The organism is Streptomyces sp. ISL-99 (assembly GCF_018614005.1).
In the GTDB taxonomy this organism is placed as follows: domain Bacteria; phylum Actinomycetota; class Actinomycetes; order Streptomycetales; family Streptomycetaceae; genus Streptomyces; species Streptomyces flavidovirens.
Genome location: NZ_JAGGPC010000038.1, coordinates 81,723 through 103,363 on the forward strand (window position 1 = coordinate 81,723; position 21,641 = coordinate 103,363).

The window sequence follows — 21,641 nt, forward strand, 5'->3', positions numbered from 1 at the left end:
GAGGAGGGCATTGGTGCCTGCTGTCGGCCGTGCTCCGCGTAGGCCGGTAGGGTGATCTGCCGTGGCAGCACGACCGTTGAACGAACTCGTAGAACCCGGATGGGCGGAGGCGCTGCGTCCTGTGGCCGGGCGCATCGCCGCGATGGGCGACTTCCTGCGCGCGGAGATCGCAGCCGGCCGCACCTATCTGCCTGCTGGAGCACATGTCCTGCGGGCCTTCCAGCAGCCCTTCGACGAGGTGCGGGTCCTGATCGTCGGTCAGGACCCGTACCCGACGCCGGGAATGGCCATCGGGCACAGCTTCGCGGTCTCGCCCGACGTACGTTCCCTGCCGGGCAGCCTGGAGAACATCTTCCGGGAGCTGCACACGGACCTGGGCGTTCCCCGGCCCTCCAACGGCGACCTGACGCCGTGGACCCGACAAGGCGTGCTGTTGCTCAACAGGGCGCTCACCACGGCGCCCCGCAAGCCCGCCGCGCACCGCGGCAAGGGCTGGGAAGAAGTGACCGAGCAGGCCATCCGGGCCCTGGTCGCGCGTGGCAAGCCGCTGGTGTCCGTGCTGTGGGGACGTGACGCCCGTAATCTGCGGCCGCTGCTCGGGGACCTCCCCGCGATCGAGTCCGCGCACCCGTCACCGATGTCGGCGGACCGCGGTTTCTTCGGCTCGCGGCCGTTCAGCCGGACCAATGAACTGCTGGTCCGCCAGGGGGCCCAGCCGGTGGTCTGGCAGCTGCCCTGAACCCTCCTCGCATGTGGTTCACGCGTCGGTGCCGCGGCGCGCGGAGCGGCGGCGGAGCCAGAGCGGCAGTACGTACCAGCACAGGGCGAACCACAGCATGACACCACCGGCGAGGAGCTCGCCGAGGAGGCTCGGCAGCACCACGTGCAGGATGAGGAGGAGGGTGCAGCCGATGGTCAGGGCGAGGAGCACCATGCCGCACATCATCAGCCGGCCGGCCGCCTCCACCACTTCGTCCTTCATGCGCTGGCCGGACAGGAAGCGGTGAATCGACACCGGCGCTATCAGCGACCCGGTGGCCGCCGCGCCGAGGACGACGGTGATCACGTACACGGCACGGTCGAAGGTGGGAAGGTCCCTGAACACAGGGGTGAACGCCACGCTGAGAAGGAATCCGAAGAGGATCTGTACGCCGGTCTGCGCGACCCTGGTTTCCTGAAGTATCTCGTTCCACCGGCGATTGACGCGCTCGCGCGCGGGTTCCGGCGGCTCGTGGCCGGGAGCACCGTCCGTTCCGCATGAAGTGCACGTACCGGCTTTGGTCGGCTGCTCCGTCATGGCCATGGCATCCTCCTGGTCCGAGGAAATCCGAATGCCCATTTTCTGCGTCATCACACCCGCCTCGCCGTCGTCCGGGGCACTTCGCGGCGCCCCGCAGACAGCCCTGGCCGGCCCTCGCCCAGGAAGCGGGAGAGGGCCGCGCCGGATCAACCGATGACCGCGGCCCTCACGCAGAGCACATCCGGCAGATGAGAGGCGAGCATCTGCCAGCTGTCCCCGTCGTCCGCGCTCGCGAAGAGCTCGCCGTTGCGGTTGCCGAAGTACACCCCCGCCGGGTCGGCGGCGTCCGTGCAGAGCGCGTCGCGCAGCACCGTGCCGTAATGCGCCTCCGGGGGCAGTCCGGCCGTCAGCGGCTCCCAGCTCTTGCCCGCGTCCCTGGTGCGGTAGACCCGGCACTTGTTGTCGGCGGGCACCCGGTCGGAGTCCGCCGTGATGGGGAAGACGTACGCCGTGTCCGCGCGGTGCGGATGCGCGGCGGCGGCGAAACCGAACGTCGAGGGCAGGCCCGCTCCGATGTCGGACCAGTTGGCCCCGGCGTCGTCGCTGCGGAACACCCCCCAGTGATTCTGCAGGTACAGCCGGTCGGGATCGGCCGCATCCTGGACGATCTTGTGCACGCACTGGCCGAACTCCGGGTCGGGGTCGGGCAGGAAGACCGCCGACACCCCCTTGTTGGACGGTGTCCAGCTCGCCCCGCCGTCCAGCGAGCGGAACACGCCCGCCGTGGACACCGCGACCGTCACGGCCCGCGGGTCACGCGGGTCGGTGATGATCGTGTGCAGCCCCTCGCCGCCACCGCCCGGCACCCACTGCGAGCGCGTCGGGTGCTCCCACAGCGGCCGTACGAGCTCGAAGGACTCGCCGCGGTCCTCGGAACGGAAGAGCGCGGCCGGTTCCGTCCCCGCGTACACCACGTCGGGCGCCTCGGGCCCGGCCGGATGCAGCTGCCAGACCCGCTCCAGCGACGCACCGGTGAACTCGGGGAACTTCACGGCGGGTTGCTTGGGCTCCACCCAGGTCGCGCCCAGGTCGTCGGAGTGGAAGACCGAGGGACCCCAGTGCAGGCTGTCCCCGCCGGCGAGCAGCCTGGGCATCGGGCCGCGGGTGTCGATGGCGATCGAATACACCGCCTGGGCGTTGAAATGGGGCCCGGCGATCTCCCAATCGCCGCCGCGCCTGCGGCCGATGAAGAGCCCTTTTCGTGTTCCTACAGTGAGCAGTACGTCGGTCATGGCCGACACCTCCAGGACGCCGTTGTCTCAGATACGGGCCAGTGTGCACCCCACCACTGACAACGGCCGTCGGAGAGCGTGTTGTCGCAGCTCAGGGCGGCATGCCGGGGAAAACAAGCCCCGTCTGCCGAACGACGGAACCTTCGACTGGAACCGGACGGTACGCGACGCTCGTTATAACACCGGAAGCGATCTGCAGTACCGAAGCGAGGGGAGAGCACCGGTGACCAACGGTGCGGTACGGATCGACGGGGACAGTCTGCTGCTGCCGGGCGGGGTGCGGGTGCGTTTCGTACGTACGCTGCGCCTGCCCGAGAAGGGGACGCACTCCCTGCCGCCGGGCCTGGGCCACTTCCCGCTGCGCAGAGTCGAGGACTACGCCGCCACAGTCCCTCAGGAGTGGCTGGACAGAGGCGGCGTCATGCTGCCCGTGTATCTGCGCGAAGCGATGTGGCTGAGCTTCGCCGGGACCGTGGAACCGAACGCCCTTCAGGTGGGGGTCGGGAAGGTGTGCGCGGTGTCGGGGAAGCCGTGGCACAGCCGGCTGTCACGGGGCCCGCAGAACTACCTGGTCCTGCCGCGCCAGCCGTGGCTCGACGGCATCAACTCCGGGTCGGGAACGGTGCGGCAGTTCGTCGCCGTACCGCTCGGGATGGGAGCGACCGTCGAGGGCCAGGTCACCGGCGAGGAGAAGTGGGGCGGACTGCAACTGCAGTCGTGGACGCTCGCCGACGGGCCGCTGGAGGCGTGGCGGGAGGAGCAGCGGCGGGCGGCCGAGCGGCGGGCCGCCATGCCGCGTTCCGCAGCCCCGTACGGCATGCCTGCCCCGGGGGCCGCCCCGGCCGTGATGTCCGCCTCCGGAGGCGGCTGGGGCAGTCCCCCCGTGCCACGGTCTGCGGCGGCGGCGATGGGACTGGGTGTGGGCGGTTCCATGCGCCAGGAGGTCTACAAGGACGACCGGCCCGCCTCCGACTGGGCCGCCGAGCCGTCGGGCCGGGTCTTCGTCCATCTGGTGACCCCGCCGCAATGGCGGCGTATCACCGGGGAGGAGCCCCCGTCGTCCCCCGTCGACCGGGCGGCGTACACCCGGGCGGGACTGCCCTGGTTCGACTACTACGACGCCGGCGGCGAGGACCTGGCGCCCGCGGACACGCTGGGCGGGGTGAAGCCCGTCGGTGAGTGGCTGGGCGACGACCACACGCCGTGGCAGCAGCCGTCACCGCACCAGGTGAAGCCGCTCGGCGACGCGCCGGGGAAACCGGTGGCGGACGGCGACTGGTAGCGCACAGCATCGTCGAGCCACTGGGCACGCTCACCGCGACGCAGCGGGACGCCCTCGGCGGTGAGGTGCGCCGCGGCGGGGAGATCATGGAGGCCGTTCCCGAAGCGTCCACCGGCACGATCACCGTGGGCGCGCACGCCTGAGGAGAAAAACCATGCCCGACATCCGCATGCACACACCGGACGATTCGGTGGCCCTCGTGTCGGTCGCCACGGGACCGGCAGGGGACGCGGAGTCCGGGCAGATCCACATCGGCGCGCGGAGCAGTGCGTACGTCTCCCTGGTCGCGACGCCCACACAGGCGCGGGAGCTGGCGGCGGCGCTCGTGCGGGCGGCCGACGACGCCGAGGCGCAGGTCAAGGACACGTACCCGACCGTCAGGGCGGGTGAGCTGCGCCGGGGTGACGTACGTACCGGGGAGCGCACGATCACCGTGGAACGCGTCCGGTCCGACGGTGACACCGTCCACGTCACCTGGGCGTCGGACGCCGGGCGTCACTGGACCCAGAGCTACGCGGCGGACACGGAGATCGGCCTCCGGCGACGCGCGTAATCGACTGTCAATAATTTCCTCTTGCTGCACGGGAGTTGACCTGCCGTGGGCTCCTGCCTATGTTCTCGTTCGGGATTGTGGTCAATGTCCGATATTTCGAACGAATACCGGGAGCCCATATGCACGGTCAGAAAAAGTCCAGACACCGGCTTGCCGTCGCGTCGGCGGTCCTCGCCGGCCTGACGGCCGCTCTTGTCGTCGCACCCGGTGAAGCGCCGGCCGCGGCGGAGGCGGCGGTCACCGACTACTCGATCAGCGTCGACCCGGCCGGCGCCGGGCCCGCGATCGACGACTCCATGTACGGCGTGTTCTACGAGGACATCAACCACGCCGCCGACGGCGGACTGTACGCCGAGCTGGTGCAGAATCGTTCCTTCGAGTACGACCCCGCCGACAACCGCTCGTACACCCCCCTGACCGCCTGGAAGGAAACCGCGAGCGGCGGAGCGACCGGCACGGCCCGCGTCGTGGACGACAGCGGGCGGCTGAACGAGCGCAACCGCCGCTACCTGCGGCTGGACCTCGACGGAAACGGTGACGGCGACAGCGGCCGCCTCGGCGTCGCGAACTCCGGCTACAACGCGGGGATCGCCGTGCGCGCGGGAGAGAAGTACGACTTCTCGGTGTGGGCACGCACCGACCAGGCGCGCGGAAACCCGCTCAGGGTGGAACTGCGCGACGGAGAGACCCAGTTGGCGCGGCCCCTGCGCGTCACGGCACGCGGCGACCGCTGGACGAAGTACTCCGGAACCCTCACCGCCCGCGCCACCAGCGGCGCCGGCCGGCTCGCCGTCACCGCCGGCGGCAGCGGCACCGTACGGCTCGACATGGTCTCGCTCTTCCCCCGCGACACCTACAAGGGCCGGCCGAACGGCCTGCGCAAGGACCTCGCCGAGAAGATCGCAGCCCTGAAGCCCGGCTTCCTGCGCTTCCCCGGCGGCTGCCTGGTGAACACCGGCAGCCATGAGGCGTACGAGGCACCGGACTTCGAGCGCAAGCGCTCCTACCAGTGGAAGGACACCGTCGGCCCCGTCGAGCAGCGTCCGGTGAACGCCAACTTCTGGGGCTACAACCAGACCTACGGACTCGGCTACTACGAGTACTTCCAGTACGCCGAGGACATCGGCGCGATGGCCCTGCCCGTCGTCCCCGCCCTCGTCACCGGCTGCGGCCAGAACAAGGCGACCGACGACCCGGAGCTGCTCCGCCGCCACATCCAGGACACACTCGACCTCATCGAGTTCGCCAACGGACCCGTGTCGTCCCCGTGGGGGAAGAAGCGGGCCCGGATGGGCCACCCCAAGCCCTTCGGCCTGACCCACCTGGAGGTCGGCAACGAGGAGAACCTCCCCGACCAGTTCTTCGCGCGCTTCACTGAGTTCCGCAAGGCCATCGAGGCCAAGTACCCGGCCATCACCGTCATCAGCAATTCCGGCCCCGACGACAGCGGCGCCACGTTCGACCGCGCCTGGCAGCTGAACCGTGATGCCAAGGTCGCCATGGTCGACGAGCACTACTACAACAGCCCGCAGTGGTTCCTGGAGAACAACGAGCGTTACGACGCCTACGACCGCCAGGGCCCCAAGGTCTTCCTCGGCGAGTACGCGTCACTCGACAACCGCTTCTCCAACGCCCTCGCCGAAGCCGCCTACATGACCGGCCTCGAACGCAACGCGGACGTCGTCAAACTCGCCTCGTACGCGCCGCTCCTCGCCGACACCAACGACGCGCAGTGGCGGCCGAACATGATCTGGTTCGACAACACCGCCTCATGGGGCAGCGCCAGCTACGAGACGCAGAAGCTCTTCATGAACAACGTCGGTGACGAGGTCGTACGGAGCCAGGCCTCCGGCACCCCCGCCACCAGCGGCCCGATCACCGGCGCCGTGGGCCTCTCCACCTGGGCGACCGCCGCGGCGTACGACGACGTGAGTGTCACGTCGGCCGACGGCGCGAGCTTCTTCGCCGACGACTTCTCCGGCGACGACAGCCGCTGGACCAGGGCGGCGGGCACCGGCTCCTGGTCCGTGAAGGACGGGGCGTACCACCAGTCCGACGCGGCGGCCGAGAACACACTCGTCACGGCGGGCGACCCGGCCTGGCACGACTACGACCTGAAGCTCAAGGCCACGAAGCAGTCCGGCAAGGAGGGCTTCCTGATCGCGTTCGGAGTCAAGGACACCGGCAACTACTACTGGTGGAACCTCGGCGGCTGGGGCAACACCCGTTCCGTGGTCGAGAAGGCGGTGGGCGGCGCCAAGCAGACCCTCATCGAGCGCGGTACGACGATCGAGAGCGGCCGCACCTACGACGTCAAGGTCCAGGTACGCGGCCGCCAGGTGACGCTCTTCCTCGACGGCAAGGAGTGGGGCAGCTTCACGGACGACAAGACCGCCGAGCCGTTCCGCCAGGTCGTCACCCGCGACAAGGCCACCGGTGAACTCATCGTCAAGGTCGTCAACGCCCAGGACGCGTCCGCCCGTACGAAGATCGATCTCGGCCCGGACACCGCCATCGGGTCGTCCACGGCACGACTGACGACGCTCCAGGGCGCCCCGGACGCGGTGAACACCGCCACCGACCAGCCGATCAGGCCTCGCAGCTCGACCCTGGAGGGGGTCGACAACACCTTCACGTACACCTTCCCCGCGCACTCGGTCACCTTCATGCGCATCAAGACGGGCTGAGTCCCGCTGAGCCCGGACGACAGACCGAAGCCCCCTGCCGGATCCCGATCCGGCAGGGGGCTTCAGTAACGCGTCGTCAGCGGGCAGAGAACGTGTGGACCGTGGTCGAGCGGTACGTCGATCCCGGGCGCAGCACCGTCGAGGGGAACGACGGCTGGTTGGGCGAGTCCGGGAAGTGCTGGGACTCCAGGCACAGCCCGTCGCCCTGGCGGTACAGCCGGCCGGAGGTTCCGGCGAGCGTGCCGTCGAGGAAGTTGCCGCTGTAGAACTGCATGCCCGGCTCGGTCGTGTACATCTTCATCACCCGGCCCGAACCGGGATCGGTGAGCGTGAGCGCGTAGCCGGGCGTGGACGTGATGCCCTTGTCCAGTACCCAGTTGTGGTCGAGCCCCTTCCCGTACAGCACCTGCTCGTGCGGTGTGCGGGCCTGCTCCCCGATCGCCTTCGCCCGCCGGAAGTCGAAGGGCGTTCCGGCGACGCGCGCGAGCTCGCCGGTCGGGATGAGGGTGGCGTCGACGGGGGTGTAGCGGGCGGCGGCCATCTCCAGCGTGTGGCCGTCGATGGAGCCACTGCCCTCGCCCGCCAGGTTGAAGTAGGTGTGACTGGTGAGGTTGGCGACCGTGGCGCGGTCGGTGGTGGCCTCGTAGTCGATGCGCCAGTCACCGCGCGCGGTGAGCGTGTACGTGACCTTCACCTTGAGCGTGCCGGGGTATCCCATCTCGCCGTCCGGACTGATCCGCCGGAGCACAAGCCCGCGGTCGGATCCCCGGCTGAAGGGCTCCACGTCCCACACCTGCTTGTCGAAGCCCTTGTCGCCGCCGTGCAGGCTGTTCGGTCCGTCGTTGAGAGGCACCTGATACGAACGTCCGTCGAGCGTGAACCGGCCCTTGGCGATGCGGTTGCCGTAGCGCCCGATCAGCGCGCCGAAGTACGGGGACTCGGCGACGTAGTCGTCGAGATTGTCGAAGCCCAGCGAGATGTTCGCCGCCGCGCCGTGCCGGTCCGGTATCTCCAGGGACTGGACGATGCCGCCGTACGAGAGGACCTTCAGCCGCGTCCCGCCGTTGGCGACGGTCCAGCGGTACACCTTCGTGCCGTCGGCCAGTCGGCCGAAGAGCTCCCGCGAGGGGGAGTGCCCGGTGGTGGACTGCCCGGTGGGGGAGGCGGCGGCGTACGCCGTGCCCGTCCCCGCCAGGCCCGCGGCGGCTGCCGCACCCGCCGTCGCGCCCGCCAGTACTGTGCGTCTGCTCGTGCTCATCTTGGTGATCCCTTCAGGGAGTTATGAACCGACCTTGCGCTTGTTCCATACGTCGAACCCGACCGCCGCCAGCAGCACCAGACCCTTGATGACCTGCTGGTAGTCGGTGCCGATGCCGACGAGCGACATACCGTTGTTGAGTACGCCCAGCACCAGACCGCCGATGATCGCGCCGAACACCGTGCCGACGCCGCCGCTCATCGACGCGCCGCCGATGAACGCCGCGGCGATCGCCTCCAGTTCGAAGTTGACGCCGGCCTGCGGCACACCCGCGTTCAGCCGGGCCGCGTACACGACACCCGCCAGGGCGGCGAGCACGCCCATGTTCACGAAGACCAGGAAGGTGACGCGCTTGTCCTTGACGCCTGACAGCTTCGCCGCCGCCTGGTTGCCGCCCAGCGCGTACACGTGCCGGCCGACGACCGCGTTGCGCATCACGAAACCGAAGCCGATGAGCAGCACCGCGAGCAGCAGCAGCACCACGGGTACGCCCCGGTAGCTGGCCAGCGTCAGGGTGAAGGCGAGGACGGCCGCCGCCATCGCCACGCACTTGGTGAGGAACAGCGACCGCGGCAGCACGTCGAGGTCGTAACTCAGCTGCCTGCGCCGGTCGCGCACCTCCTGCGCGAGCGCGAAGACGAGCAGGACCAGGCCCAGCAGGAGGGTGAGGTTGTGGTAGTTGGTGTCCGGGCCGAGGGAGGGGAGGTACCCCGTGGAGATCTTCTGGAAGCCCTCGGGGAACGGGCCGATGGAGCGCGAGCCGAGGAAGATCTGCGTACCGCCGCGGAAGAGCAGCATGCCCGCCAGCGTGACGATGAACGACGGGATGCCGACGTACGCGATCCAGAAGCCCTGCCAGGCCCCGGCGACCGCCCCGATGACCAGCGCGATCACGGTGGCGAGCACCCACGGCACGTCGTGCTCGACCATCATCACCGCGCACGCGGCGGAGACGAACGCCGCGAGCGAGCCGACCGACAGGTCGATGTGGCCCGAGATGATGACGATCATCATGCCGATGCCGAGGACCAGGATGTAGCTGTTCTGGAGGACCAGGTTGGTGACGTTGTTCGGCTGGAGGAGTACGCCGTCGGTCCAGATCGCGAAGAGTACGACGATCAGCGCGAGCGCGATGAGCATGCCGTACTGGCGCATGTTGCGGCGCATGGTTTCCAGCAGCAGCGTGCTGACCGCGGTCCTCGCCGGGGCGTCGGCTGCGGGCGCGCTGCGTGGGGTATCGGTGGTGACCGGGCTCATATGTACCTCGTTGCCTGGCGGGAGTTGGTATGTTGGTGCCCTGCTCTCGGGCAGCGGTCAGGGCTTGGCCGTCATGAGGCCGCGAAGCGGTCGAGTGAGAAGCCCCCTCATTCACGTGGGGGAGGAGTCACGGTCATGTGGCGCATCAGGGATTCCTGGGTAGCCTCATGACGCGGGATTTCGCCGGTCAGCCGGCCGGCCGACATCGTGTAGATGCGGTCGCACATCCCGAGGAGTTCGGGCAGCTCGGAGGAGATGAAGATGATCGCTCTCCCCTGGGCTGCCAACTCGTCGATGACCGTGTAGATGTCGTACTTCGCGCCGATGTCGATGCCGCGCGTCGGCTCGTCGAGGATCAGCACCTCGGGACCCGCGAAGATCCACTTGCTGAGGACGACCTTCTGCTGGTTGCCGCCGGAGAGCCGGCCCACCTGCTCGAAAACCGTCGGCGCCTTGATGTTCATGCTGCGGCGGTACGACTCGGCGACCCTGGTTTCCTCGTGGCCGTCGACGATGCCGCGCTTGGCGACCTTCGGCAGGGCGCTGAGGGTGATGTTGCGGCCGATGGTGTCGATGAGGTTGAGGCCGTAGTGCTTGCGGTCCTCGGTGACGTACGCGATGCCGTGGCCGATCGCCTCCGGAACGGTTTTCGTGCGGATCTCCTTGCCGTCTTTGAGGACGCTGCCGCTGATATTCCTGCCGTACGACCGCCCGAAGACGCTCATCGCGAGTTCGGTACGCCCGGCCCCCATCAGCCCCGCGATTCCCACGATTTCTCCCCGCCGGACGTGCACCGAGACGCCGTCGACGACCTTGCGCTGCTGGTCGATGGGGTGGTGCACGGTCCAGTCGCGTACTTCGAGGGCGGGGTGGGCGCCGGGATCTCCCTCGTACGGCGTCCGGTCCGGAAAGCGGTGGTCGAGGTCGCGGCCGACCATGCCGCGGATGATCCGCTCCTCGGTGGTCCCGGCCGCCTTGACGTCGAGGGTCTCGATGGTGCGGCCGTCGCGGATGATGGTGACCGAGTCGGCGACCGCGGCTATCTCGTTGAGCTTGTGCGAGATGATGATCGAGGTGATGCCCTGTTCCTTCAGCTCCAGGATCAGATCGAGCAGCTGAGCCGAGTCCTCGTCGTTGAGCGCGGCGGTCGGCTCGTCGAGGATCAGCAGCTTCACCTCCTTGGACAGCGCCTTCGCGATCTCCACGAGCTGCTGCTTGCCGACCCCGATGTCCGCGACCCGGGTCTGCGGATGCTCGCGCAGACCCACCCGCTTGAGCAGCGCCGACGCGTGCTTGAGGGTCTCGTTCCAGCTGATGATCCCGCGCCGGGCGTGCTCGTTGCCGAGGAAGATGTTCTCGGCGAGGGAGAGGTACGGCACCAGGGCGAGCTCCTGGTGGATGATCACGATGCCGTGCGCCTCGCTGGCCCGGATGTCTTTGAAGGCGCAGTGTTCGCCGTCGAAGAGGATGTCCCCCTCGTAACTCCCGTGCGGGTGTACGCCGCTGAGGACCTTCATCAGGGTCGACTTGCCCGCGCCGTTCTCCCCGCAGACAGCATGAACCTCGCCGCGCGCCACGGTCAGCGTTACGTCGGAGAGTGCCTTGACGCCGGGGAAGGTCTTGACGATCGAGCGCATCTCCAGGACGGGCGCCGGCGCCGTCACAGGTCGCTCGCCTTGATGTATCCGGAGTCAACGAGAACAGACCGGTAGTTGGTCTTGTCGACACTGACCGGTTCGAGGAGGAAGGACGGCACGACCTTCTTCTCGTTGTTGTACGTCTGGGTGTCGTTGACCTCGGGCTTCTTGTCGTTCAGTACGGCGTCGGCCATCTGCACGGCCTGCTTGGCCAGCGCCCGGGTGTCCTTGTAGACGGTCTGCGTCTGCTGTCCGGCGATGATCGACTTCACGGACGCGACCTCGGCGTCCTGGCCGGTGACGACGGGGTACGGCTTGGCCGACGTACCGTATCCGTCCGACCTGAGCGCGGACAGGATGCCGATGGAGATCCCGTCGTACGGGGAGAGGATGGCGTCCACTTCCTGGGAGCCGTACGCCTTGGTCAGCAGGTCGTCCATGCGCTTCTGCGCGGTGCCGCCGTCCCAGCGCAGGGTGGTGACCTGGTCGAGCTTGGTCTGGCCGCTCCTGACGACGATCTGCTTGCTGTCGATGTACGGCTTCAGGGTCTTCCAGGCGCCCTGGAAGAAATAGCCGGTGTTGTTGTCGTCGGGCGAGCCGGCGAACAGCTCGACATTGAACGGGCCCTTCTTGCCGCTCGCGGTCTCGCCCTTGCCGCCGTTCTTCAGCCCGAGCTTGTCGATGATGTACGTCGCCTGGAGGACGCCGACCTTCTCGTTGTCGAAGGAGGCGTAGTAGTCGACGTTCGGAGTGCCGAGGATGAGGCGGTCGTAACTGATCACCTTGACGCCCTGGGCGGCGGCCTGGCTGAGCACGTCGCCCAGCGCGCGGCCGTCGATGGCGGCGACCACCAGCACGTCGACACCCTTGGTGATCATGTTCTCGATCTGCGAGACCTGCTGGTCGACGTCGTCCTCGCCGTACTGCAGGTCCGTCTTGTAGCCGAGCTTCTTGAACTGCTCGACCATGTTGTTGCCGTCGGCGATCCACCGCTCGGAGGACTTCGTCGGCATCGCGATGCCGATGGTGCCGTCCCCGGCGGACTTCTTCTCCTTGCTGCCGCCCTCGGCGCTCTGGCCGCAGGCGGCGAGGGAGAGGGCGAGCGCGGTGGTGGTGAGGGCGGTTGCGGCCCGGGATACGCGTCGAGTCATGACGGATCAGTCCTTCGCGGGGGTGGCGGTGGTGGCGGTCGTGGGGAAGCGGTGGAGGGTGCCGGGCAGGCGGGAGCCGAGCGGGGACATCCCGCCGTCCGCGCCGTGCCGGGCGAGCAGGTCCAGTACGAGGCGTCCGCGGCGTACGCGCTCACGGGCGCCGGCCAGGGCGGTGTCGCGCAGTTGGGCGCCGTACGGATAGATGCCGGGGGACTTCGACAGCCCGAACTTGAGGTACAGGGGCGCGCCGCGCCGGATCAGCTCGGCGGCCTCGTACATGCGGATGTAGCCGCCGAGGTCGTCGGGCGCCTCGACGTAGAGGTCCATGGGGGCGCGGCTGACCCGGCGGATCTCGGTGAAGTGGGCGAGCGTCAGGTCGGAGGGGATGTTGACGGAGTCGGCGCCGAGCCGCTCGTAGACGGCGTACGAAGCCGGGTTGACCGGCCCGATCAGCGCGGAGACCTTGAAGGTGGTGTCGGCGGGCAGCACCCCGGCGGCGCGCAGTTGGTGCAGCGTCCACAGCACGCCTTCGTCGGCGACGAGCAGGCACTTCACTCCCAGCGCGGTTGCGCGCAGGGCGTCTTCGACGCATCCGGCCAGGGCGTCATGGCCACGGGCGCGCAGACCGCCGCCGCCGGAGTCGGTGCGGGTGGCCGCGCCGATGTCCCAGGTTCCGCGCGGCCCGGTGAACAGGCAGAGCTCGATGTCGCGTTCGGCGCAGGACTCCACCATCTCGGTGATGTCGCTGTCGGTGAGCATCCAGATGCCGCTGCCCTGGCTGATGCGGTGGATGGGGACGTCGAGGCGCGAGCTCTCCTTGAGTACGACGGCGAGCGCCTCCGGCCCCTCCACCGACGGCACCTCGGTACGCCAGGTACCGCCGTCGGGGAAGGTGTGCGGGGAGGAATCCGCGGGGTTGTCGTCCGGTGTGGGATGGCCGATGCGGGCGAGGGCGTCGGCGCCGGGGTGGCGGGGCATTGACGGGGCTGTCACGGGACTCCTTGGTTCGATATTCCGGACGGGGTTCGATCGTTTCGTGAAGTGCGGTGAGGCCTGAGGCGTGGGGGAGGGGGTGCGGTCGGGTGCGGCGGGCAGGGTTCCCCCTGCTCGCCCTTCCCGGCTGTGACCTTCGGGGCTCTGCCACGTGAGGGGCAGGCTCGATGTGCCGGCCGGGGCTGAACTCCGCGCCTACGGCGGCCTTTCCGTCGGCATGGGGCGATCTGTGCGGCAGTCCTTCGGCGTGCCGCGCGTTTCGCCGTGCGGCGACTCCTCAGCCCGTCCGGCCTAGGCGAAGCCCGCCAGGCGGGGCGGGGAAGAGAAAGAGCCCCGGCCACCCCTACGGCCGCAACAGCACCTTCCCTACCTTGGGATCGCCGCCCCCCACACACGCCACCGCATCACCGAACTCCTCCAGCGGAAACTCGTGCGTGATCAGCGGCCCCGGATCGATCATCCCGGCGCCGAACGCCCGTACAGCGAACGACCAGGCCGACGACGGCGCCCCGAAAACAGACCGCACGCTGAGCTGGCTCAGCGACAGATGTACGGGATCGATCCCCGTCGCCCCCGGCGCGAACATCCCGGTGAGAACCACCCGGCCGCCCCGCCGGGCCAGCAGACAGGACGACGCCGCGGTGGAAGGCGCTCCCGCGGTCTCGACAACGAGGTCGTACCGTCCCGCGAGCTCTCCCTCCTCCTCGGGCGTGCGCGCCTCGGTCGCGCCGAACTCCAGGGCGCGGGCCGCCCGTTCCGCACGCGGGTCAAAGACCGTCAGCTCGCCGGGGCTCGCGGCGGCCAGCAGCTGCACCGCCAGCAGCCCGAGTGTCCCCGCCCCCACCACGGCCACCCGCTCGCCCGCCTCCGCGTGCCCCGCCCGCACGGCGGCGGCCACCACCGCGGCCGGCTCCAGCAGCGCGGCGGCCCGCAGATCGGCGTCGTCGGCGAGCGGATGCAGCAGCCGGGCGGGGACCACCACATGGTCGGCGAAGGCGCCCGGCCGGGTGAAGCCCGTCTCGTCGTACCCGGCCGTGCACAGCGACGTATCGCCGCAGCGGCACCGCTCGCACGTGCCGCACGCCCGGAAGCCCTCGGCCACGGTCTTACGCCCGACGAGCCCGCCGTCGACACCCGCGCCCACCGCCTCGACGGTCCCGGACCACTCGTGCCCGGGAACCACCGGGTAGCGCACGTACGCCGCGTCACGATGGCCGTCGTACACCTCCCGGTCGCTCCTGCAGATCCCCGCGGCCGCCACCCGCACCCGCACCTCGCCGGGACGGGGGTCCGGCACGTCCCCGGTCACCATCCGGTGCGATCCGGGCGCTTCGACGACGATCGCGCGACTGCTCACGCGCTCTTCCTCCGCTCCCAGCCCTCGGCCCACAGGTCGAACCTGGCCTGCTGCTGCGGGAATTCGGCCGCCGCCGCGACATCGAGCTCGACACCGAGACCGGGCGCGTGGGACACCTCGAAGTAGCCGTCGACCACCTCGGGCGCTCCGCGCACCACCTTCTTGATCTCCGCGTCGGCGAAGTCGTTGAAGTGCTCAAGGATCTTGAAGTTGGGCGTACAGGCGGCCAGTTGGAGGCTCGCTGCGGTCAGCACCGATCCGCCCACGTTGTGCGGGGCGACCTGTACGTAGTGCGTCTCGGCGGTCGCCGCGAGCTTCCGGGCCTCCAGGATGCCGCCGATGTGGCCGAGGTCCGGCTGGATGATGTCGGCCGCCTGCGACTCGAAGAGCTCGCGGAACTCGATCCGGTCGTGGATGCGCTCCCCGGTGGCGACCGGCATGTCCACCTTGGCGGCGACCTTCTCCAGCGCCTTCAGGTTCTCCGGCGGAACCGGCTCCTCCAGCCAGGCGGGCCGGAACGGCGCCAGCTCGTGGGCGAGCCGCACCGCCGTGGCGGGGGAGAAGCGCCCGTGCATCTCCAGCATCAGTTCGGCGTCCGGTCCGATCGCGTCCCGTACGGCCTCGATCAGCGACACCGCGTAGAGCGTCTTGGCGTGGTCGAGCTCGTAGTGACCGGTCCCGAAGGGGTCGATTTTCAGGGCCTTGTAGCCCCGCTCCATGACCGCCTGAGCGGCCTTGTGGTACGCCTCGGGAGTGCGCTCCGTGGTGTACCAGCCATTGGCGTACGCCTTGACCTTGTCGGTGACCTTTCCGCCCAGCAGCTGCCAGACCGGCACGCCGAGCGCCTTGCCCTTGATGTCCCAGCAGGCCATCTCCACGACGGCGATGCCCGACATGACGATCTCGCCGGCCCGCCCGTAATCGCCGTACTTCATCCTGCGGACGAGGTCCTCGACGGCGAACGGGTCGGATCCCGCGATGTGGTTGGCCTCGGCCTCGCGGAGGTAGCCGAGCAGAGCGTCGGTGTGGCCGAGCATCCGGGTCTCGCCGACACCGGTGAGGCCTTCGTCCGTATCGACGACGACATAGGTCAGATTGCGCCAGGGTGTCCCGACGACATGCGTGCTGATTCCCGTAATACGCACGGCAGTTGCCCCTTGAAAGTGTTCGAGATTTCGTCACACGTTCGAAATGCTGGCGTGACCGTAATCAGCGGCTCCATGAGGTGTCAATGGCTCGCGCGGCGAAAAGCCCCGCCCATTGCCGGGCGAACGGACCTGCGGTTAGCCTGTGTTCGTCATACCGGCCAATGGTCGGGGTTTCGAACGGAAGGGGTGGGTGGCCGATCATGGGACGACTGGTCCCGGCGGTGACGAGGTCGCTGGACATACTGGAGCTGTTCCTGGAAGGGGACGGCACACTGTCCGCGCCCGACGTCACGCGCAAACTCCAACTGCCCCGCACCACGGTGCACGAGCTGCTGACCACGCTCGCCGCGCGCTCCTATGTGGTGCCCGTTCCCGAGCAGCCCGGCCGCTACCGGCTCGGGGTGCGCACCTATCAGCTCGGCAGCCGGTACGCGGAACAGCTCGATCTCGCCGCGGAGGGACAACAGGTCGCCCGGGAGGTGGCCGAGACCTGTGACGAGACAGTCCATGTCGCCATCCTTGAGGGCACCGACGTCATCTACATCGCGAAGGTGGACTCCACGCACGCGGTACGCATGGTCTCCGCCGCCGGTCGCAGGCTGCCCGCGCACTGCACCTCCGTAGGAAAGATGCTGCTCGCCTCGCTGCCCGAGGCGGAGCTCGACGCGCGCGTGGAAGGGCGGTCCCTCGTCGCGATGACGCCCAACAGCATCACTGATCCGGGCCATCTGCGCACCGCCCTCGCCGAGATCCGGGAACGCGGTCTCGCTTTCGAGCACCGGGAGTCGAACCCGGACGTGAGCTGTGTGGCCGCGCCGGTGCGCGACAGCGCGGGGCGGGTCGTGGCCGCGCTCTCCATCTCCGTACCCATGATCCGGTGGAGCGAGGCGCGGGAGGCCGAGCTGGCGGAGCTGGCGGCCAAGGGTGCGGGCGATCTGTCGGTCCGCCTCGGCCACCGGGTCCGGTCGTGAACGCGGGGGGCCCGGAGGTCGCGGTCCGGGAGCGGGCGTCGCTCGGCGAGGGGCCTGTCTGGGACGCGGCGGCCGGCCGGTTGATCTGGGTGGACATCCTGTCCGCGCGCGTCCACACGTACGACCCGGTGAGCGGCCGCCGTACGGTGATGGCCACCGGACAGCACGTCGGCGCCGCCAGGCCGCGGGCCGGCGGCGGCCTGGTCGTCAACCTCCGCGACGGAATAGGCCTGTACGGGCCCGACCTGGCGTTCTCATGGCTGGTGCGCGACCCCGTGCCCGGCCGGCGCGGCAATGACGCGGCCGTCGCCCCCGACGGGGCGCTGTGGGCGGGCACGATGCGGTACGACGAGGCGCCGGGGGGTGGAAGCCTCACCCGGATCGCGCCGGACGGCACGACGACGCGGGAAGTGACCGCCGCCGTCAGCAACGGCACGGGCTGGAGCCCGGACGGGCGCCTCATGTACTACGCCGACTCGCCCACCCGTCGTATCGACGTCTTCGACGTGGCCGGCGCACGCGTCCTGAACCGGCGCGCGTGGGTGCGGATCGAGGAGTCCGCCGGCTACCCGGACGGTCTGACCGTCGACGCCGAGGGCTGTGTCTGGATGGCTCTCTGGGACGGCGCGGCGATCCGCCGGTACACGCCGGACGGACGGCTCGACCGCGTCGTGGCACTTCCCGTACGCCGTCCCACGGCGTGCGCTTTCGGCGGCGTCGGCCTGCGCGACCTGTACGTCACCACGGCCCGGACCGGCCTCGCCCGTCCGCATCCGTTCTCCGGCTCGCTGCTGGTCCTCCCGGACGTGGGCCAGGGCCTGCCCGGCACGCCCTTCGGAGGCTGACCGGACTCGTTGTACGAAAGGCTTCGTATTTTGACGGTCGTCGTAGTACGGTGTGTATCGTACAAGCGTCGGTCGATCCAGCAGCACCCGCTGAAACGGAGTCCTCTCGTGAGCACCCTCTTCGAGCCCTACACCCTGCGCACGCTGACCATTGCCAACCGCATCTGGATGGCCCCCATGTGCCAGTACAGCGCGGAGGTGTTCGGACCGAACGCCGGAGTCGCGCACGACTGGCATTTCGCGCACTACGCCGCCCGGGCCGCCGGCGGCACCGGCCTGATCCTGGTGGAGGCCACCGCGGTCAGCCCCGAGGGCCGGATCAGCCCGGCCGACCTGGGCATCTGGAACGACCGGCAGGTCGAGGCGTTCCGCCGCATCACGGCATTCCTGGAGAGCCAGGGCACGGTCCCGGGCATCCAGCTGGCGCACGCCGGACGCAAGGCGTCCACCGACCGCCCCTGGCGCGGCGGCGGCCCGGTCGCCGCGGACGACCCCGAGTCCTGGCAGACCGTCGCGCCGAGTCCGGTGCCGTACGGAGAGGGGCATCCGGTACCCAGCGAGCTCACCACGGATCAGATTCAGGAGATCGTCGGACAGTTCGCGGACGCGGCGCGGCGGGCCCTCGCGGCCGGCTTCAAGGTCGCCGAACTGCATGGCGCGCACGGGTACCTGATCGGTGAGTTCCTCTCCCCGCACAGCAATCACCGCACCGACGAGTACGGCGGCTCCTTCGAGAACCGCACGCGGTTCGCCCTGGAGGTCGTGGACGCGGTGCGCGCGGTGTGGCCCGAGGAACTGCCGCTGTTCTTCCGGATCTCGGCGACCGACTGGCTGACCGAGAACCCGGAGGACGAGCGGAACGGCTGGACCGCCGACGACACCGTCCGCTTCGCCCACGAGCTTCTGGCGCACGGGGTGGACCTGCTCGACGTCTCGACGGGCGGGCTCGCGCCGCGCGCGCGGATACCCGTCGGCCCCGGCTACCAGGTGCCGTTCGCCGAGCGGGTCCGTACCGAGACCGGCCTGCCGGTCGCCGCGGTCGGCCTGATCACCGACCCGGTGCAGGCCGAGAAGATCCTCGCCGACGGCCAGGCGGACGCCGTGCTGCTCGGCCGGGAACTGCTGCGCAACCCTTCGTTCGCCCGCCAGGCCGCACGGGAACTGGGCGGCGAGGTGCACACGCCCGACCAGTACGGCTGGGCGATCTGAGATCCTCCCCGAGCGGGGCACGGCGTCCGCGCCGTGCCCCGCCCACGGCCCTCTGCCCGGGTAGTGCGAGGAACGCCAAACTACGACGGGCGTCGTACAATAGGCACCCCGGACGAACTGGAGACCGCCGTGAACACCGCCACGAGCACGCGTGAGCTCGCGCATCCCACGCGCGACGAGATCCGCCTCGAAGGGGTGCTGCACGCGCTCTCCGACCCGATGCGCCTGCTGATCGTCCGCGAGATGGCGGTGGCCGAGACCGAGCTGGCCTGCTCGTACTTCACCCTTCCCGTCACCAAGTCGACGACCACCCACCACTTCCGCGTACTGCGGGAGAGTGGTGTCATCCGGCAGGCCTACCGGGGCACGGCCAAACTCAACGGGCTGCGCCGCGAGGACCTGGACGCGCTCTTCCCCGGCCTCATCGAGCGCGTGCTGGAAGCTGCGGCCCTCGAGGCGGACCGGCTCGGCACGGACGGCTGACGAGGACGGGGGAGGCGCCCTGGCCCCCGGCGGCCGTCAGCTGCCGCCGTGCGCGGCGGCCAGCAGCCCCGCCCAGTCGTGGAGCTTCACCGAGCGTCGGCCCAGCGAGACGCCCAGCGCCGCCTCCGCCGCCTCGATCGCCTGCCAGTCGTTCCACACCACCGGCCTGACGCCCGACTCCCGCAGCGCGGCGAGCGGGTCGTCAGGGAGCGGGCGCCGGGCGAGCGCCGGCGCGTCCGCGAGAAGCGAGGCCACCGTCTCCTTGGCGCACGGCCGGTTGGTGCCGATGACGCCGGTCGGGCCCCGCTTGATCCAGCCCGCGACGTACTCGCCCGGCGACGGCACACCGTCCCGCAGAACGCGCCCCGCCGCGTGCGGCACCGTCCCGCTCCCCGCGTCGAACGGCAGCCCGGGGAGCGGCGCTCCCCGGTAGCCGACCGACCGCAGTACCAGCTGGGCCTCGATGTCCTCGTACGTTCCCGTACCGCGTACGCCGCCGCTGCCGTCGGGCTCCGTGCGCTCGAAGCGCACCCCCGCGGCCCGTCCGTTCTCCTCCAGCACCTCCACCGGCCGCAGGAAGAACCGCAGATGGATGCGGCGCGCCCGCTCCTCGCCCCCACCCGCCGCCCAGCCCCGCAGTACCTCGACATTGCGCCGGTTCACGGCGGGCAGGGCCACCGCGGCGGCCGACTCGGGATCGGCGTACGCCGGGTCCAGGGCGAGCTCCTCGGGCCGTACGACCACTCCCGCGTCCGGCAGTGTGCCGAGTTCCCGCAGTTCCTTGGTGGTGAACTTCGCCTGTGAGGGACCGCGCCGGCCCACCATGTGCACATCGCGCACCAGGCTGCTCCCCAGGACGTCGAGCGCCGGCTGCGGCACATCGGTGGCCAGCAGCTCGTGCGCGGCGCGCGCCAGGATGCGGGCCACGTCCACCGCCACATTGCCCACCCCGACGACAACGGCCGAACCCGCGCCCAGTGCGAAGCCGTTCGCGGACGCGTCCGGATGGGCGCTGTACCAGGAGACGAAATCGGTGGCCGAGTAGCTTCCGGGCAGATCCTCGCCGGGAATGCCGAGCCTGCGGTCGGTCGCGGCCCCGACGCAGTACACGACCGCGTGGTAGAGCTCCAGCAGCCGTGCACAGGTGAGTCCGGCCGCTCCCACCTCGGCATGGCCGACGAAGGTGATCCGCTCGTGTTCGAGAACGGTGCGCAGGCTGCTCTGGAGCGACTTGATCTTCTCGTGGTCCGGTGCGACGCCGTAGCGCACCAGTCCGTACGGACAGGGCAGCCGGTCCAGTACGTGCACGTGCACGTCGGGCACCGCTTCCTGCTGCACCAGGGCCTGCGCGGCGTAGACCCCGCTGGGGCCTGAACCGATGACTGCGACACGAAGCACGGCGGGGGCTCCTTCCCGCAAGGGTCTCCAGCATGGCACCGATCGGCGGGACTGGGGAGATGTGCTTTCACCGTGCTGGAAAGTGCCTTTTTAACGCTGATAACCATTATGAACCGAATGGGGCGCCGTCGGTACGGCCGGCCTGGTTCAGCGCCCCGCCGCGACTACCGCATGTCGCGCATCCTGCCGATCTCGGCGGTCTGCTGCGCGAGCACGTCCGTCGCCATCTCCTCGACCTGGACGTTGTTCCCCTGCGCGAGGACCTCGGTCGCCATGTCGACCGCACCCTCGTGGTGAATGATCATCAGCTTCAGAAAGAGCCGGTCGAAGTCCTTGCCCTCGGCCTCGCGCAACCGCACGAGCTGCTTGTCCGTGGCCATCCCCGGCATCGCGGCGTGGTCGTGGCCGCCCTTGTGCTTCTCGCCGCCGTTGTTGTCGAGCCACCCCCGCATGGCGCCGATCTCCGGGCGCTGGGCCGCCGTGATCCGCTCGGCGAGGCGCTTGACCTGCGTGGACCGGGCCCGCTTCGGTGCGAGTTCCGTCATCACCAGTGCCTGGCCGTGATGCTCGATCATCATGCGCGCGTACCTGAAGTCCGCCCCGTTGGGCGAGCCGTCGGGCAGTGACTTCGCCGCCTCCTGCGCCGACATGGTCCTCGCGGGCTCACCCGGCCTGCCGGGCGCGACCACCGAAGGCCCGGCGGCCGCCTTCGCCTTCGGCTCGCTCCCGCCCTCCGCGTCGCACGCGCCGAGGCACAGTACGGCGGCAACCGTGACCGCGGTCGCGGTCGCCACGTGCGCGATACCGGGCCTGCGGGCACGCGTGGGCTTGTGACGGGTCAACACGGCGACCTCCTGGGACACATGAGTTTCACTACGTC

General features: G+C 69.8%; 19 protein-coding genes. 8 read left to right on the forward strand and 11 right to left on the reverse strand.

Going from position 1 to position 21,641, the window contains the following annotated elements; translation table 11 throughout:
• Positions 1-61: 61 nt before the first annotated feature.
• Positions 62-739, forward strand: a complete 678-nt coding sequence (locus J7E91_RS23125; protein ID WP_214907889.1) for a uracil-DNA glycosylase — start codon at positions 62-64, stop codon at positions 737-739.
• 18 nt (positions 740-757) lie between these two features.
• On the opposite strand, the gene J7E91_RS23130 is transcribed toward J7E91_RS23125, so the two are convergent.
• Both J7E91_RS23130 and J7E91_RS23135 read right to left on the reverse strand, forming a co-directional pair.
• Positions 758-1,303 carry a DUF6328 family protein gene (locus tag J7E91_RS23130; RefSeq protein WP_214907891.1) on the reverse strand — a complete coding sequence of 182 codons (546 nt, stop codon included), beginning with the start codon at positions 1,301-1,303 and terminating at the stop codon, positions 758-760.
• A gap of 143 nt (positions 1,304-1,446) precedes the next feature.
• Positions 1,447-2,532: a sialidase family protein gene (locus J7E91_RS23135; protein ID WP_214907893.1), complete on the reverse strand. Its 1,086-nt coding sequence runs from the start codon at positions 2,530-2,532 to the stop codon at positions 1,447-1,449.
• Positions 2,533-2,755: 223 nt separating this feature from the next.
• Here J7E91_RS23135 and J7E91_RS23140 point away from each other — a divergent pair, with 223 nt between their 5' ends.
• The 3 genes from J7E91_RS23140 (at position 2,756) to J7E91_RS23150 (ending at position 7,054) form a co-directional block, all read left to right on the forward strand.
• The gene (locus tag J7E91_RS23140; protein ID WP_214907895.1) at positions 2,756-3,814 is read left to right on the forward strand and encodes a hypothetical protein; all 1,059 of its coding nucleotides are present in this window, start codon (positions 2,756-2,758) and stop codon (positions 3,812-3,814) included.
• 154 nt (positions 3,815-3,968) lie between these two features.
• Positions 3,969-4,367 (forward strand): hypothetical protein, encoded by a 399-nt coding sequence (locus tag J7E91_RS23145; RefSeq protein WP_251016116.1) that lies wholly within the window; start codon positions 3,969-3,971, stop codon positions 4,365-4,367.
• 119 nt (positions 4,368-4,486) lie between these two features.
• Entirely contained in the window at positions 4,487-7,054 is a 2,568-nt protein-coding gene (locus J7E91_RS23150; protein ID WP_214907897.1) for an alpha-L-arabinofuranosidase C-terminal domain-containing protein, read from the forward strand.
• Positions 7,055-7,130: 76 nt separating this feature from the next.
• On the opposite strand, the gene J7E91_RS23155 is transcribed toward J7E91_RS23150, so the two are convergent.
• The 7 genes from J7E91_RS23155 to J7E91_RS23185 form a co-directional block, all read right to left on the reverse strand.
• A complete protein-coding gene (locus tag J7E91_RS23155) occupies positions 7,131-8,312 on the reverse strand; it encodes an aldose epimerase family protein (RefSeq protein WP_214907899.1) in 1,182 nt (393 codons plus the stop codon).
• A 21-nt stretch (positions 8,313-8,333) separates the two neighbouring features.
• A complete protein-coding gene (mmsB, locus tag J7E91_RS23160; RefSeq protein WP_214907900.1) occupies positions 8,334-9,569 on the reverse strand; it encodes a multiple monosaccharide ABC transporter permease in 1,236 nt (411 codons plus the stop codon).
• Between the two features lie 107 nt (positions 9,570-9,676).
• Positions 9,677-11,206 (reverse strand): multiple monosaccharide ABC transporter ATP-binding protein, encoded by a 1,530-nt coding sequence (mmsA, locus tag J7E91_RS23165; RefSeq protein ID WP_214908171.1) that lies wholly within the window; start codon positions 11,204-11,206, stop codon positions 9,677-9,679.
• 23 nt (positions 11,207-11,229) lie between these two features.
• Complete coding sequence (chvE, locus tag J7E91_RS23170) at positions 11,230-12,357, reverse strand: multiple monosaccharide ABC transporter substrate-binding protein (protein WP_214907902.1); 1,128 nt, start codon at positions 12,355-12,357, stop codon at positions 11,230-11,232.
• 6 nt (positions 12,358-12,363) lie between these two features.
• Positions 12,364-13,335 carry a hypothetical protein gene (locus tag J7E91_RS23175; protein WP_214908173.1) on the reverse strand — a complete coding sequence of 324 codons (972 nt, stop codon included), beginning with the start codon at positions 13,333-13,335 and terminating at the stop codon, positions 12,364-12,366.
• Positions 13,336-13,693: 358 nt separating this feature from the next.
• On the reverse strand, positions 13,694-14,662 hold the full coding sequence (locus J7E91_RS23180; protein WP_214908175.1) for a zinc-binding dehydrogenase: 969 nt from the start codon (positions 14,660-14,662) through the stop codon (positions 13,694-13,696).
• 41 nt (positions 14,663-14,703) lie between these two features.
• Complete coding sequence (locus tag J7E91_RS23185) at positions 14,704-15,852, reverse strand: mandelate racemase/muconate lactonizing enzyme family protein (protein ID WP_214907903.1); 1,149 nt, start codon at positions 15,850-15,852, stop codon at positions 14,704-14,706.
• Positions 15,853-16,055: 203 nt separating this feature from the next.
• Here J7E91_RS23185 and J7E91_RS23190 point away from each other — a divergent pair, with 203 nt between their 5' ends.
• The 4 genes from J7E91_RS23190 to J7E91_RS23205 all read left to right on the forward strand — a co-directional run bounded on the left by J7E91_RS23190 (position 16,056) and on the right by J7E91_RS23205 (position 19,363).
• Positions 16,056-16,826: an IclR family transcriptional regulator gene (locus J7E91_RS23190; RefSeq protein WP_214907905.1), complete on the forward strand. Its 771-nt coding sequence runs from the start codon at positions 16,056-16,058 to the stop codon at positions 16,824-16,826.
• Positions 16,823-17,671 (forward strand): SMP-30/gluconolactonase/LRE family protein, encoded by an 849-nt coding sequence (locus J7E91_RS23195; protein ID WP_214907907.1) that lies wholly within the window; start codon positions 16,823-16,825, stop codon positions 17,669-17,671. Before J7E91_RS23190 ends, J7E91_RS23195 begins: the two co-directional genes overlap by 4 nt.
• Before the next feature lie 108 nt (positions 17,672-17,779).
• A complete protein-coding gene (locus J7E91_RS23200; protein WP_214907909.1) occupies positions 17,780-18,880 on the forward strand; it encodes an NADH:flavin oxidoreductase/NADH oxidase in 1,101 nt (366 codons plus the stop codon).
• A 129-nt stretch (positions 18,881-19,009) separates the two neighbouring features.
• Complete coding sequence (locus J7E91_RS23205) at positions 19,010-19,363, forward strand: helix-turn-helix transcriptional regulator (RefSeq protein WP_214907910.1); 354 nt, start codon at positions 19,010-19,012, stop codon at positions 19,361-19,363.
• Between the two features lie 36 nt (positions 19,364-19,399).
• Here the strand turns inward: J7E91_RS23205 and J7E91_RS23210 are convergent, their stop codons facing one another.
• Complete coding sequence (locus J7E91_RS23210) at positions 19,400-20,761, reverse strand: FAD-dependent oxidoreductase (RefSeq protein WP_214907912.1); 1,362 nt, start codon at positions 20,759-20,761, stop codon at positions 19,400-19,402.
• A 164-nt stretch (positions 20,762-20,925) separates the two neighbouring features.
• Entirely contained in the window at positions 20,926-21,606 is a 681-nt protein-coding gene (locus J7E91_RS23215) for a DUF305 domain-containing protein (protein WP_374224768.1), read from the reverse strand.
• Between the last annotated feature and the right edge of the window lie 35 nt (positions 21,607-21,641).